This is a genomic window from Helicobacter turcicus (assembly GCF_019711685.1).
Lineage (GTDB): Bacteria > Campylobacterota > Campylobacteria > Campylobacterales > Helicobacteraceae > Helicobacter_D > Helicobacter_D turcicus.
Window position 1 is genome coordinate 127880 of record NZ_JAIGYQ010000002.1, and the last position, 14786, is coordinate 142665.

Annotated in this window: 15 protein-coding genes; 2 read left to right on the plus strand and 13 right to left on the minus strand. The window is 35.6% G+C overall.

Translation table 11 applies throughout. The features are described from left to right. Position 1: 1 nt before the first annotated feature. The 11 genes from K4G57_RS02215 to K4G57_RS02265 form a co-directional block, all read right to left on the minus strand. Positions 2-880 carry an RluA family pseudouridine synthase gene (locus K4G57_RS02215; RefSeq protein ID WP_221531532.1) on the minus strand — a complete coding sequence of 293 codons (879 nt, stop codon included), beginning with the start codon at positions 878-880 and terminating at the stop codon, positions 2-4. Then, positions 880-2148 carry a lipid IV(A) 3-deoxy-D-manno-octulosonic acid transferase gene (gene waaA / locus K4G57_RS02220; protein ID WP_221531531.1) on the minus strand — a complete coding sequence of 423 codons (1269 nt, stop codon included), beginning with the start codon at positions 2146-2148 and terminating at the stop codon, positions 880-882. Before waaA ends, K4G57_RS02215 begins: the two co-directional genes overlap by 1 nt. An 11-nt stretch (positions 2149-2159) precedes the next feature. Next, positions 2160-2870 (minus strand): zinc ribbon domain-containing protein, encoded by a 711-nt coding sequence (locus K4G57_RS02225; RefSeq protein WP_221531530.1) that lies wholly within the window; start codon positions 2868-2870, stop codon positions 2160-2162. Between the two features lie 23 nt (positions 2871-2893). After that, a complete protein-coding gene (locus K4G57_RS02230) occupies positions 2894-3622 on the minus strand; it encodes a Nif3-like dinuclear metal center hexameric protein (protein ID WP_221531529.1) in 729 nt (242 codons plus the stop codon). Positions 3623-3625: 3 nt separating this feature from the next. After that, positions 3626-4513 carry a glycine--tRNA ligase subunit alpha gene (glyQ, locus tag K4G57_RS02235; protein ID WP_221531528.1) on the minus strand — a complete coding sequence of 296 codons (888 nt, stop codon included), beginning with the start codon at positions 4511-4513 and terminating at the stop codon, positions 3626-3628. 9 nt (positions 4514-4522) lie between these two features. After that, positions 4523-5989 (minus strand): threonine synthase, encoded by a 1467-nt coding sequence (thrC, locus tag K4G57_RS02240; protein ID WP_221531527.1) that lies wholly within the window; start codon positions 5987-5989, stop codon positions 4523-4525. A 67-nt stretch (positions 5990-6056) separates the two neighbouring features. After that, positions 6057-6791, minus strand: a complete 735-nt coding sequence (gene flgH, locus K4G57_RS02245) for a flagellar basal body L-ring protein FlgH (RefSeq protein ID WP_221531526.1) — start codon at positions 6789-6791, stop codon at positions 6057-6059. A gap of 112 nt (positions 6792-6903) precedes the next feature. Then, a complete protein-coding gene (locus K4G57_RS02250) occupies positions 6904-7665 on the minus strand; it encodes an ABC transporter ATP-binding protein (protein WP_221531525.1) in 762 nt (253 codons plus the stop codon). A 12-nt stretch (positions 7666-7677) separates the two neighbouring features. After that, entirely contained in the window at positions 7678-8706 is a 1029-nt protein-coding gene (locus K4G57_RS02255; RefSeq protein ID WP_221531524.1) for a FecCD family ABC transporter permease, read from the minus strand. Continuing rightward, positions 8696-9883, minus strand: coding sequence for an ABC transporter substrate-binding protein (locus K4G57_RS02260; protein ID WP_221531523.1), 1188 nt, complete (start codon positions 9881-9883; stop codon positions 8696-8698). Before K4G57_RS02260 ends, K4G57_RS02255 begins: the two co-directional genes overlap by 11 nt. A gap of 12 nt (positions 9884-9895) precedes the next feature. Beyond that, a complete protein-coding gene (locus tag K4G57_RS02265) occupies positions 9896-10408 on the minus strand; it encodes an FmdE family protein (RefSeq protein ID WP_221531652.1) in 513 nt (170 codons plus the stop codon). Between the two features lie 205 nt (positions 10409-10613). Between K4G57_RS02265 and K4G57_RS02270 the strand changes: the two genes are divergently transcribed. After that, positions 10614-12209: an inorganic phosphate transporter gene (locus tag K4G57_RS02270; RefSeq protein ID WP_221531522.1), complete on the plus strand. Its 1596-nt coding sequence runs from the start codon at positions 10614-10616 to the stop codon at positions 12207-12209. Further along, positions 12209-12910, plus strand: coding sequence for a metallophosphoesterase family protein (locus tag K4G57_RS02275; protein ID WP_221531521.1), 702 nt, complete (start codon positions 12209-12211; stop codon positions 12908-12910). The genes K4G57_RS02270 and K4G57_RS02275 overlap by 1 nt, the downstream gene beginning before the upstream one ends. Here the strand turns inward: K4G57_RS02275 and lnt are convergent. Both lnt and K4G57_RS02285 read right to left on the minus strand, forming a co-directional pair. Beyond that, positions 12907-14256 carry an apolipoprotein N-acyltransferase gene (gene lnt / locus K4G57_RS02280; protein ID WP_236033157.1) on the minus strand — a complete coding sequence of 450 codons (1350 nt, stop codon included), beginning with the start codon at positions 14254-14256 and terminating at the stop codon, positions 12907-12909. The genes K4G57_RS02275 and lnt overlap by 4 nt on opposite strands. After that, entirely contained in the window at positions 14257-14760 is a 504-nt protein-coding gene (locus K4G57_RS02285) for a YajQ family cyclic di-GMP-binding protein (protein WP_221531520.1), read from the minus strand. It lies immediately after the preceding gene. Between the last annotated feature and the right edge of the window lie 26 nt (positions 14761-14786).

The following is a 14786-nucleotide window of genomic DNA, read 5'->3' on the forward strand; positions in this document are numbered from 1 at the left end:
TTTAAAGATTGTCTTTAAAAATAAATTCACTTGGCTCACTAGATATGAAATCATAACCTAGCAAGGCGACGTGGTGTGCGTGGAGTAAAATACGACTTGAGGGCTTTCCTCCATAGAGAACATCGCCGATGATTGGGTGTTTGATGTGGGCTAAGTGGGCACGAATTTGATGTGTTTTTCCTGTTTTTATTTGCACATTTAGTTTTGTTTTTTTGCCAAAGATTTCAAGGGGTGTGATATGCGTAATAGCCCTTTGTCCTTCTTTGGTCTTGCTAACACTTACTTTAGCGCACTTGCCTTTTTTAATAATCAAGGGTGCTGTAATCTCACACTCTTCATCTAAGATTCCTTCTACAATGGCGGTGTATTGTTTTAAAACTTGGAATTGCTTAAAGGCTTCTTTAGCTTCTAGGTGAAAGGGGCTATTATCTTTAACTAGCAATAAGATTCCGCTTGTTTCTTTGTCTAAGCGATGTAAAAGTGTCCATTGTGGATAGTTTTTAGCAACTTCTTCGCTTGTCAAAAAGGCTGGTTTTTCAAGGGCTAAAATATTCTTATCTTGAAAAATTTCTTTAATGCTTTGGATTTGTTGAATGCTAAAGCGTGTGTTTGGGGCAAGGAGACCTCGTGCAATTAAGATTTTTTTACCCTTAATACTTACTAATCCTTTGTCTATGAGGCTCTTTGCTTCATTATTAGAAATATTTTCTTGTAGAGCTAGAAGTTTGTAAGCTTTTTGGGTATTTTTTGGAGTCTTTGGGGATTGTGCTTGTTTGTTGGAGGTTTTTTTAAAACTTTGTTTGGAATCCCTTTTTATATTCTTGGGTATTTTCTTAGATAGGATACTTTTTTGAGTTTTTGGGAGTTTATTGGATTGCATTAAGATTCCTTTATGCTTTGAATGATTTTTGTAATATCAAGATTTTGCGTGATATAAGAGTTTTTTAGTGGGTTTTGTAAAACTTTTGTAAGTGCTTCTATTTCACAAATTACGCAGTTTTTTATGCTGGAGAATAATGCTTCTTGATTAAAAATATAAGGACCGCTAATTAACTTTGTGTGAAAATAGGCAGGTTCAATAGGATTATGTCCACCGATATTTGGCAGAAAACTTCCACCTAAAATCACGGTATCTGCTATTGCATAGAGATTATTGAGTTCTCCTAGAGAATCCAATAGAATAAAAGGAGCATTTAGTGCATTTTGTATGCCTTGTGCAGAGGTTTTTTGTAATAATGGGAGATTATTGGTTGTTAAAATTTTGTTTAATTTTTGTTCAACTTCTAAAAAACGTTCTGGATGACGTGGAGCAAAAAGAAAATGAGGTGTATTTTTGGGTAAATTTTGATGAGAGTTTTTTTCTGTATTTTGTGCAATGCATTGTGAAGTTGGTCTTGTATTTTTTTTAAAAAAGGATTCTAAAATACTTTTTAAAATTAACACTTCTTCACTTTGATTATTTTTGCCATGTGTGCTAGCAATTACCCATAAAGGCGTATTAAGGGCGGTATAGTGTGTACTAACTTGTGGGATTTCGGCTAATTTTAGGTTTCCAAAAACTTCCACATTTTGAGCTCCTAAAGATTCTAAGCGTTCTTTGTCAGTTTGACTTTGACAAAACACTTTTTGGATAGTGCTAAAAAGTCTTGTGTAAAAAAAACAGAATCGTAAATAGCGTGGATAGGAACGTGTGGAGATTCTAGCATTTATTAGCAGTGTTTTTGCTCCCTTTAAATGTGCGCAAAATAGGGGCATTAGCCAGAGTTCAGCTTCTGTTAGAGTTAAGCTAATGATTTCTTTGCCTTTTAACCAAAAAGGAATAAAGCTCTCAAAGGGCAAATAGGTAATGGTGCAGTTTGGATAAAGTTTGTTTGCAAGTGTGAAACCTGTTTGTGTGGTTGTGGTGAGTAGAATTTTTTGATTCGCTGCTAGGGAGTTTTCAAGAGTGCTAATAATATTTTGTAAGGATCTTACTTCGCCAAAGGAGCAGGCGTGAATCCAATAATATCTCCCCTTTGGTAAAAGTGCGGGAATAAAAAAACGCTTTTTTAAAGAAGTGTTGTATTTTTGCTTAAAACTTAAAAAAAAGAGAAATGGCAAGGCGCAAAAGTGTGCCACACACATTAGAATATAATAGCCATAAACCATACATTAAGGGATTAATTTTCAACTTGATTGTATAAGATTCTGCCACAATGTGGGCAAGTGGTGATGTCATCTGAGCGGATTACATCAGAGTAGATCTTGTCATTTAAGCGAATGAAGCAACCTCCACAAGCTTGGCGTGTAACAGGAACAACACTTGTGTTTTTTGCCCATTTGCGGATTTTCTCATAAAAAGAGATAATCTTTCTGTCCATTTTGCTAACAAGTCCTTCTTTTTGGGTGAAGACTTTTTTTTGTGCATCTTTGACTTTTTGTACTTCTACTTCTACTTTTTGTGCCACTTCTTTTTGGTTTTCTTTTAATGCTTTAATGTTGTCTTCTAGCTCTTTTAGAGCTTCTTTTTTATTGTCTAATATCCCATTTAATCGCGCAATTTCTTCATTGGCAAAGGTAATTTGTTCTTTTGCTAATTCTTCTTCTAGGCTTAGAGCTTTGCTTTCCTTTTCAGTTTTGATCAATTTTGTTTTATTAGCGATTTCTTCAAGTTTTAGTGATAAATCCTCTAAGTGATTTTCATTTTTTTGAATTGAGAGTGAAATGTCGCGAGAAGTGACGTTTAACTCCTCTGCTTGGTTGTTTAGTTTGGCTTCTTCTTCTTCCATAGTGGTTAGTTCTTTTTTAGCTTCTTTAATGCGCGGTTCAAAAGAATCAATTTCTTTATCTAAGTTTGCGATTTCTATTAACTGGCTTAAATGTTTATTCATTAACAGCTCCAAAGGTAAATTATTTAGACAAAATTAAAGGGATTTTGTGAATTTGAAATTATAGCTTTATAGCCATGATTTGTCAAAATCTGGGACAAAATTTCCCCAAAATAGCACTCTAATTCATAATGCCCGCAGTCAATGATATTGATCCCTAGAGCTTGTGCTTCCATTGCTTCATGGTATTTCACATCGCCAGTAATTAGGCAATCCATCTCACTTAGTTCTCCAACAAAGCTTCCACCACTTCCAGTAATTAAGGCAACTCTTTGAGGTTTTTTAAAATTACCTTGAGTGAATTTTAAAAAGGGAATCGTAAATTTTTCTTTTATGTGTTTTAGGAGTGAATCTATGGAATCATTCCAAAGAAAACGCACTGCAAAATTTTCTTTCTCATAAGTCCTAATGCCTAACTTTTCACGTACAACATAATCACCAAAATGTGTTTTATCAAAGTTTGTGTGCATTGCGATGAGTTGAATCTCTTTTTTTATTGCACACTCTAGCAGTTTGGCGGGATATTGTGTAAAGTTTAGAGATTTTAGTGGAGAGAAAATCAAAGGGTGGTGTGTGATAAGTAGTGAATTAGATTCCAACTTTTCTAGGATTTCTAAAGTTGCTTCAAGACTAAGGTAGATTTGACGAAACTCCGCATTTGGTGCGCCTAGAATTAGTCCGGAGTTGTCCCACTTTTCTTGTAATGCAAAAGGGCTAATGGAATCTAAAATTTCTAAAAGCTCAAAAGTTTGCATTTGTTAATTTTTATTCTCTCGAGTTTTTTCTAAGCGCTCTTGACGCAGAGTTTCTTGCTCTTTGTAAAGCATTGCGCAAGCTTTTGCAAGTTCGCGAATCTTTAGAATATAGTTTTGACGCTCGGTTGCAGAAATTGCCTTTCTTGCATCAAGCACATTAAAGAGATGACTTGCAAACATCACGCAATCATATGCCGGTAATGGTAATCCAGCCTCAAGTGCGCAATTGCCTTCTTGTTGCATTTTAGTAAAAAACTCAAAAAGCATTGTTGTATCTGCTATTTCAAAATTGTATTTTGAAAATTCATACTCTCCTTCTAAATGCACATCTGCATAAGTATAATTTAGATTCCATTTAATATCAAATACATTTTCCACACCTTGTAGATACATTGCTAAGCGCTCTGTTCCATAGGTAATCTCCACTGCCACTGGGTCGCACGCAATTCCACCAACTTGTTGAAAATAGGTAAATTGTGTTACCTCCATTCCATCAAGCCATACTTCCCAGCCTAACCCCCAAGCACCAAGTGTTGGGGATTCCCAATTATCTTCAATAAAGCGCACATCATGGTCTTTTAGATTTAAGCCTAAATATTCTAAGCTTTTTAAATAAAGTTCTTGGATATTATTTGGACTAGGTTTAATCAAAACTTGGAATTGATAGTAGCTTCCTAATCTATTTGGATTTTCTCCATAGCGTCCATCTGTTGGTCTACGTGAAGGAGCTACATAAGCCACGCTCCAAGGTTTAGAATCTAAACTTCTAAGAAGTGTTGCAGGATGAAATGTCCCAGCTCCTGCAGGAATATCATAAGGTTGGATAATAAGGCAACCTTGCTTATGCCAAAATTCTTGCAATCTTAAAAGTAGGTCAGAAAAATAAAGCATTATAAATCCTTATAACCATTGTAAAATAGTATCAAGCAATTCTTCTTTGTTGATTACTTTATTATGGATTTCTTTTTGATTAAATAAAGAATTAATTTGTTTAGGAATTGGAATTTTATAATTTTTAGAAATTGTTTCAAGGGCTTCTTTGTCGCTCAAATTGCCTAAATCTAATGCTTTTGCAAGTGTTGGAGCAAATTTTGTCCATTCTGCTGTGGAGCAAAGCACACATTTTGCGTGTGGGTATTTGATTTGGATAGTCTCATAAGCCTTGATTCCACAAGCAGTGTGTGGGTCAATAATATAGCCTTGTTTAGCATATTTTTTGATTGTTTCTAGACAGAAATTATCGTCGCAACTTGTTGCACTAAAATAACTTTGCACCCAAATTAGTTCCTCTTTATTTAAGGTAAATTTGCCGATTTGCTCTAAGGATTCCATAAATTCTTTTGTGCGATAGGAATCAAAAAGTGCAAAGAGTACTCGTTCAACATTGGAGCTTTTTAAAATATCCATTGCAGGAGAGTAAGTTTTCTTTAGGGATTTATTAGAAATATCATATATGCCAGTGTTGATAAATTCTGTTAGGATATTATTGGAGTTTGATGCAATCCAAATGCGCTCAATTGGAAAACCCATAAGTTTAGCATAAAATGCACCAAGTGCGTTACCAAAATTTCCGCTAGGCACGATAGTGTGGATTTTTTCATTATTAATTTTATAGATTTGCAAACTCGCATAAATATGGTAGATAATCTGAAAAGCGATTCTACCAAAATTCACACTATTTGCTGCGCTTAGTGAGATGTTTTTAGCTCTTAGAATCGCATTAAAGTGGGAATCTTTTAGCATACTTTTAAGCAAATTTTGCGCATCGTCAAAATCTCCATTGATTCCAAAAACAGCAATATTATCTGCATTAATTGTTGTCATTTGTAAGCGTTGAACATCACTTGTACCACCATTTGGATAAATGCAAACCACTTTAATATTTGGCTGATTTGCAAAACTTTGCAGTGTTGCAGGTCCTGTATCGCCACTAGTTGCTACTAAAATCAAATAATTATGTGCGCTTCTATTTGTGCGCAAAAAACCGCTAAATAGAGAACTAAAGGGTTGCAGAGCCATATCTTTAAAAGCACGTGTAGGACCGCAATAGAGTTTTTGGATATTCAAATATGGTGTTACTGGATACATCGGTGCTGGCGAAGACTTATCGTCAAAGTTTTTATATAGACTTAAAGCCTCACATAAAAGCTCTCTTGGGACATTTAAGCCTAATTTATTAAAGATAATGCGCGTAAGTTCTTCATAACTAAGTCTAGTGAATTCCTTAATTTCGTCTTTGCTAAATTTTGGAAATTCTTCTAATGTGTATAATCCACCATAAGAAGCGCTTGGGCTAAGAATAGCATCTTCAAAAGTAATGCCTAAATCCTCTCCGCCACGAGTGCCTGTAAAATATTGAGTTTGCACACAAATCCTTTATTAAGAAATTGAAAGAAATTTGCGTATTTTATCTTAATCTAGCCTAAATAAGCCTTTAAAAAGGCCAAACTGATTCAAGAAGTTTTGTCCCCCAACCTTTTTCTGTGTTGCGTTTTAATTCACCTTGTGTGTCATACATAATCTTTGCATCAGCAATGAAACGTGATTCAATTGTATTATCACGCGCAATATCATTAGGGCGCACAACACCGCTTATGTGAATGATTTGCTTTTCTCCATTGATAAGAACTTCACGACTCCCCTCAATGAAGTAATTTCCATTTTGAAGCACTTTGATAATACGCGCTGCAATGGTAGTAGAAAATGTTTCTTGACGATTTTGAGAACCTGTGCCTTGAAAAGTGGAAGTATTTTGTCCAGTGGTAACGCCAAAGCTAGTAATATTACCTAGTTTATTTACAAGATTACCAATGCTTTGACTTGGACCTCCAAATGTAACTCTTGGACCTGTGAGTGTCGCACTAGAAGTTTCGTTGAGATTCTTATCAGCATTTGAGCTTGCTTGTGCTGTTTGGTTAATAATAACCGTAACTAAATCGTTTAGTTGCATAGCACGGCGGTCAGAGAATAAGAGATTGTCTCCCCTTCCAAAGATGCTTCCGGGATTTCCAAAATTGTCCTCCTCTTCCTTAGGTGGTAATTCTTCAACATAGGCTGGTGGCTTGAAAGAGATTTTTGGCTCTGTTGTAGCACAAGCAGTAAAAAAAGTTGCCACTCCAAAGCTAAAGCATACAATAAATAAAGCGTTTAGAGATTTTGGATTTTCCATTATAATTCCTTTTAGCACTTCCTTGTGCAAATTTATAGAGAATTTAAGCAAAGAGTATTCCAAAATGAAAGATTTAGAGAAAAAAGGAATTAAATACATAACGATGCGGAATCTAAAACACAGGTTGGATTACGTTTTTGTCATTGACTTTTGAAATGGAATATTCGCTATTATAAACTTCTTTTAAAATTTGGGGTGTGATAATGGATTGTGTCTCACCGGAGGCAATAATCTCTCCGTTTTTTAATACAAGTGTGCGGTTTGCAAACCATAGCAGATGATTAGGATCATGACTACAAGCAATCACAAGTTTTCCAAGATTTGAGACTTTTTTTAGGATTCTCCAAATGGAGATTTGATTATGAAAATCTAGTGCGCTAGTGGGCTCATCTAAAATCATAATTGGTGCATTTTGAGCTAGAGAACGTGCAATGAGTGTAAGTTGTCGTTGTCCTCCACTTAATGAAGTAACAGGACGCTCTGCAATATCTAAGATACCTAGTAGTTCCATTGCTTCATATGCGGAACCGTAATCCGCTTTTTTTAGTCCAAAGATTCCACCCATATGCGGAGATCTTCCCATTAAAACAATCTCTTTGACACTAAAAGGAAAAGGTGGTTTGTGTTCTTGAGGGACATAGGCAATGAGTTTTGCCATTTTTGCTGTGGTAATAGAGTGATAATTTTCGCCATTAATGAAAATATTACAGGATGCAGGTTTAAGCAGAGCCATTATGCATTTTAAAAAAGTCGTCTTGCCACTACCATTTGGTCCCATTAAACCCCAAAGTTCGCCAGCTTTTGCTTTAAAAGAAATATTTTTTAAGATATGATTATTCTCGTAATAAAAGCTTAAATTCTCAATCTTTAGCATTTTTTAGCCTTTTTAAGCAAATAAACGTCCACTTTTTGCACGCAAAATCCAAATCAAAAATGGCGCACCAATGATAGAAGTAATAATTCCAATGGGAATTTCACCCATTGTTAGCGTTCTTGCTATGGTATCGCAAATTAGCAGGTAAATTGCACCACAAAGAGAAGAAATAGGAATCACAAAACGATTATCAGGTCCTACAAGTAGTCTTGCAGCATGGGGCATCATTAGTCCAACCCACGCAATAATTCCTACGCTTGAGACACAAATTGCAGTCATTAAAGTGGCGGTAATAATAAATAGAGTTTTATATTTATCAGGATTAATACCTAAGCTTTTGGATTCCTCATCACCAATGGAGAGTAGGTTTAGCTTCCATGCAAAAATCCATGCAATAACAAAGCAGAACAAAATAACAATGGTATTAATGTAAATATCACTCCAGCTAGCATGGTAAAGTCCACCCATCATCCAAAAGGTGATTTCGCGTAGCTGTGTATCTTCAGAGAGATATTTCAAAATAGAAACAAGTGCAGAAAATACAGAACCAATAATGACTCCAGATAGCACAAGTCCTATGGTGTTTATCTCACCTTTTTGACGTGCAAGCGTGTAGGCAATTACCACAGCAAGAAGTGCAAAAAGAAATGCAGAAATTTGTGTGGGCAAAAAGAGTGCTGGAGAGATAATGGCGAGGGCAGCACCAAAACTAGCTCCAGAAGAAGCTCCTAGAATAAAAGGCTCTACAAGCGGATTTCTAAAGCAGCTTTGATACAATGCACCTGCAGTTGCAAGCGCGATTCCAGCTAGAATTGCCATTAAAATGCGTGGCAAGCGCATATTCCAAACAATCGCCATATCACGTGCAGAGACAGAATCTATATTGTAACCTGTGAGTTTAAAGAGGATGATATTCAAAACGGCTTTTAAAGAAAGTTCGGAGTTTCCAGAAGTGATTGCAAAAAACATTGCTATAAAAAGTGCTACAAGGAGTGTTAAGATAATGATTTTACGTAGGTCGCCTATTGGATTAAAAATCATTATCTATGGTCCAATCTAGTAATTGTTCACTTCTTAGAATTTTTGCAGTATTTTCATCTACATGATATACATCTTGATAGAATTTTAGCGCAAATGTATGCACCTTAATATCCTCAAAAAGATGCGGATAAGAAGCCTTAGCAATAATGAGAATATCAAGTGGATATTCTACGCGCCTAGAGCAGTTCATAGGGCTCCATGGGAGAGCGTACACACGCTTATTTTTAATCGCCTTTAGTTCTTGTAGATTCTGATAATACGGCGCACTTAATAGCTCACTTGCAGGATGATAGCCATTTTGTGTAGGGAGTAAAATGATATCTGGATCAATAGCATAAACTTGCTCACCGCTTAAGATAATATTATTACCTTTGCCACGGAATGCGTTTTTGGCATTAGTAATATTTTCAATGATATGGGATTCTGGAGTTGTGATTCCAGAAGCCATTCCTGAACCCCCTTGCTTTCTGGCGACGGAATTTAATCCAAAATACAGCACATTTGGTTTATCTTTATCTTGAATATTTTTTGTTCGGTTTCTTACGAGTAATTCTGTGGAATGCAGATAATCATAAAGTTTTAATGCTTTTTCTCTTTGTTTAAAGATATCACCAATAACACGTATCTCTTCTTGCATTGTGCTAAGTTCGGCTTTGCCATAATATGTGGGAGAATACAGCACAACAAGTGGAATCCCAAGAGATTCTATCATTGCAATAGTCTTTTCTAGTGCTTTTGGATCGCCACCTCTAAAGTAAGAGCCACCAGAGACTGTGCAATCACCAACTCTTAAAATGACAATTTGTGGGTTTGCTTTTGCTAAAGTTTCGTAGTTTATAATATTACCTTGTGGAGAGTTAAAGCAGGGCAAGTTATCCAGCCAAGGGTGTAAATACTTCATTGTGTGCCATCCCCTAGCGGTATAAGTTTTGCCATCAATACTCTCAAAAGTATATTTATAATCACGTTTCATAGACCAAGAACCAATGGCATTAACCTTATCAATTACACCTAAATGTGTCATTACACCCTCAATAAAGCCATCACTAATTGTTGCTACGCGCTCTAATTTTTCTGGAATTTCTATTTGCTTACCACGCATATCTGTAATTGTGTGTGCATAGGTGGTTATCGCACTAAGAAGTGCAAAAACAAAGAGTTTAAAAAGCTTTTGCATACAGAATCCTTTTTATGAATTTTGACAAGTTTTACAAATGTGCGCATTATTTACAAAAACTAGCGCATTTCTTGCAGTTTGCTCACCACATATTGCACAGGGGATTGCGTCATAGAGACGTGCTTTTGTGGGAAAATCCCTAATTGTTTCTTTAATTAAAAATAAATCCTTAGGTTCTTTGGAGAGGATATAGGTGAGCTTTTCTTCTTTGTTAGAAAATTTTGTGGAATCACAAAATACAAAACGCGCTTTTTTGCCGTTTTTTCTATTGTAGATATTAAAAGCATGTTTGCCTAGGTAGTCAATATGCATAGAGCCTGTGCCAAGTGTTGCTTTTAAAATGATTTGGATAGCATCTACACTACAAGCATCGGTTTCTGATAGACATACGATATCTTCATCCTCTATTGTATTATTAATTTCTAAAACTTCTTTTGCAAACAAAGCGACTTTATAACCAATGGCAAGTCCGGGGCATTTGTGTCCATGAAAGAGGCAAACTTTTTCCCAAAGTGTAGTCTCTATAGTAAATCCTTTTTTTGGAGAATTTTGGTAATTATAATCCTAGTTTTAAAAAAGTTACCTTAAGTGGCAATTATTGCTATTTGCTGTATCAAAAGGGAATATTAAAGGAATATTAAATAAAAGTAAGAGTAAAATTAATAGTCTTGTAGGGTATTTGATCTAGGATATTTTCATAAGGAAACTACTAATAAAGAGAGGGAATCAAATGAATAATTTTTTGCAACATGAGAAAGTTTTTCGTGTCAATAAAGAGGATTTGCGCAAGATTGGGGTGATTATTACCTTTGTATTAGTTATTGTTGTAATGGTAATGCTTGCAAGTGATGATGTAACAGAGCCTCTTCTTTTAGGTTTTGCAGCAATTGTTGGTGGTTATATGGCACTTAATATTGGTGCAAATGATGTGGCAAATAATGTTGGACCCGCAGTGGGTTCAAAAGCCCTTACGATGACCGGAGCCATTGTAATTGCTGCAGTGTGTGAGATTTCTGGGGCTTTGATTGCTGGGGGGGAGGTTGTAGATACTGTGCGTTCTGGGATTATCTCCATGGATTCTATTGGAGATGCAAGAACATTTGTAACGCTAATGTTAGCGGCATTGATTTCTGGAGCAATTTGGTTGCATGCTGCAACTGCTATTGGTGCACCCGTTTCTACAACACATTCTATTGTGGGTGGAATCTTAGGAGCTGGAATCGCAGCAGGTGGCTTTAGTGTGGCAAATTGGGCGGAGCTTGGTAGAATTGCAATGAGTTGGGTGATTTCTCCTGTAAGTGGAGGAGTGATTGCTGCTGCATTATTATTTTTCATTAAAAATGCAATTACTTACAAACAGAACAAAAAAGCAGCCGCAAAACGTGTTGTGCCATACTTAATCGCATTTATGACTTGGGCTTTTAGTTTATATTTAATTGGTAAAGGCTTAAAGAAAATTGTTGCATTAGAACCTGTTTTGGCATTTTCTATTAGTGTTGGAATTGCGGTGGTTGTGTTTTTTATCGTGCGTCCAATTATTGATAAAACATTAGAAAAATTAGACAATAAAAAAGAAGAAATTAACAAGCTATTTACGATTCCACTGATTTTTGCAGCAGCACTTTTAAGTTTTGCACATGGAGCAAATGATGTGGCAAATGCAATTGGACCATTAGCGGCAATTAATGACGCACTAAAAGAAAGCTTTGTGATGGGGGGGAAGGCTAGTGTGCCATTTTGGATTATGCTTTTAGGTGGGCTTGGAATCTCTATTGGGCTTGCACTTTATGGACCAAAGCTAATCCGCACGGTAGGAAGTGAGATTACTGAGCTTGACCAAATTCGTGCTTTTTGTATTGCAATGAGTGCGGCACTTACTGTTTTAATTGCAAGTGAGCTTGGGATGCCAGTAAGCTCTACGCATATTGCTGTTGGAGCTGTATTTGGTGTAGGATTTTTAAGGGAGTATCTAAAGAAACGTTACAAGGAAATGGAGCTTAAGATATTAGAGTCACGCAAGGGTGAGGATGCAGAGAATGTGAAGTTATTTTTGGAGCGATTCCGTAAGTCATCTGTGCGCAAGAAAGCTGCAATGATTAAGAGCATTGATAACAAAAAGGCAAAAAAGGAAGCAAAGGCTTTAGAAAATAAAGAGATTCCAGATTTAAAGAAAAAAGACCAAAAACAATTAAAGAAAGTTTATCAAGAAGAGCTAGTAAAACGCTCTGCAATTAACAAGATTATTGCAGCATGGCTTATTACAGTGCCTATTTCTGCGGTTTTTGGTGCTGTGTGTTATTTCGTGCTTGTAACAATTGGAATGTAATGGAGGTTAATTTAGATTATAAGCGCCCGTTGTATATCATTGGTGATGTACATGGGTGCTATAAGACTTTATGTGCGCTTGTTAAGAAGTTTCCAGAAAAGGAAAACTCTCAAATTGTCTTTGTGGGAGATTTAATTGATAGGGGAATGGAATCTTGTGCGGTTGTGGATTTTGTAATGGAGGGGAAGTATCCTTGTGTGCTTGGAAATCATGAGGAATTAATGCTTGAATATTATAGTTCTGTAACGATGGATAGAGATGGGGTTTGGATGGAAAATGGTGGTCGCGAAACAATTCAAAGTTATGCAAATTATGGGAAAGTGCAACGTTTAAAAGAACATTTAGAGTTTTTTAAAACTTTGCCATTTTGTTTAGAGTTTGCACATAAAGATGAGTTGGGGCGGAATCTTTTTATCTCACATGGTTTTGGGTTGCCTTTTTATAGTAAAAGTGAAGTTTCTCATAAGATATGTTGGAGCAGACTCAAACATTATACATTTTGTGGGGCAAAGTATGAGGAGGAAAAAACACCTGTTTTTAATGTTTTTGGTCATGATGTGCAAAAAGATGGGGTATTATTTACTAAAAATTATGCAGCCATTGATACAGGTTGTGTGTATTATAAAAGACTCTCAAATGCTACACTTAGCGCACTGGAGTGGCCTAGTAAGTGTGTGATTTCACAAAAGTATTGTGGCTAATCTAAGGTGAAGTTTTCTGAAGCATTGCTAGAGTGGTAGATGCGTGTGCCATGGTTTTTGGCAAAATAGAGCATCAAGAGTTTTTGTAATGTTGGTTCAATGCTTGGAGTAAACCATGCGTTGTTGCTAATGGCGATGAGGTTGTTTGGGGAGTTTTTGTAAAACTCGTCTCTTGTGGCTTCATAGCAGATAGCAATTTGGAAATGTTGATTTTTAATCCACGTAGAATTGGGTGCCTTGAAATCTTGTGTCATAAAATCATTTGCCCCATCAAAAAAAGTTTTATTAATCCATTTTGTAAGAGGCGTTGGTAGCGGAATCTTTTCTCCAAAAGGGACTAAAATTAGCTTATGAAACACCTGCATTTCGCCATTTTGAAATAAATATGCGCTATTAAAAAAACGTGTATTCTCTTGTGTGGAATCTTGATAAATTGCTCCAGTTAAAATGGCGATTTCCTTGCTTTCTGCTTTCAATTTTTCCATTAGTGCTGGTTGTAAATTTAAGCTTAGTGGAAAGGCGGTTTCTGGGAGAACAACAAGGTCGTAGCCAGAATTTTTAGCGTCTGCAATGGCATTAAAATTTTGAATTAAAATATTATGGATTTGATTTGTTTGCCAACGTTGATCTTGAGGGATTTCAAAGCGTGTGGTTTTCACCTTTAGTGGTATTGTATTAGAATCGGTTTTTATCTCTGTGTTGTGTGGGAGTAAAAAACAAAGGACACAGAGCCAAATAAGACTTGTTTTGTAAAGTTTTTTATCTAGTAATGCAATGAAAATTATGAGAGCGCAAAGTAGTAAGAAAAGCGTGAATTTAGAGGGAAAAAAATAGCTTTTAGTCAAAACAGATTCCATAATTAACCAGTTAAAGCCAAAAGGGTGAATAAAGCTTGAAGTTGTGAGTGTAAAAAGGCGATAAAAGGGGTTAGCAAAAAAACAAAAGATATAAAAAAGTATGCCATAGATTGCAAAAAACACAAGCCAAACTAGCGGAATAAGATAGGAAAAATTATAGAATCTAAAACTAAAACCGACCCAATAAAACCATAAAACCCCTAAGATTCCTCCACAGATAAATGCTCCTAGACGAGAGAGTTTGAAATATAGAAAAAAGCCAAAAATAGCAAAAATTGTGGAGTAAATGGGGTAGTTTTTTTCTTCTAAAAAATACTCTAAATATATAAAAGCACTTAAAAAAATTGCACACAAAACTCCAAATAGAATTGCATAAGGTTTGCTAGGCGGTATTTTGTGTATTAAAAGTGCTTCAAGAAAATTTACATTGGGTTTGTATTTTGTATTTTTGGAATCTCTTTTGGATTCCATAGACACATTTTTTTGCATTCACACAAAGTTTCCAAAGCTTAGTGGAACTTCTAATTCTATTTTACGCAAATGTGCAATGACTTTTTGTAGCTCATCAATATCTTTGGCTTTGACTCGGATTTCGTTGCCTTGAATTTGTGTGCTGACTTTGAATTTCTCATTTTTAATTGCTGTGTTAATTGCCTTTGTATTTTTGTCATCTAGAGTGTCGTTGAGTTTGTAAGTGATTTTTGTGTTACCTCCACTTGCGGATTCTTCTTTTAGTTCTTTTATGGCTTTTAAGGAAATATTACGTTTAATGAGTTTGGAATCTAAAATGTCTTTAATCGTCTTTGCTTTGTTAGAGCTTGTGGCTAGAATGCTTAAAATCTTGTCTTTTTCATTGAAGTTTAGCTCTTTTGCCTTGTCGTCTTTAAAGTCAAAGCGATTGTTGATTTCTTTTTTTGCCTGTTCTAGTGCATTTTTGAATTCTTGAATATCCACTTTTGCAGAAACATCAAAGCTGTGTTCTTTTACTGCCATTTTTTATCCTTTTTGCGAAAAATCTT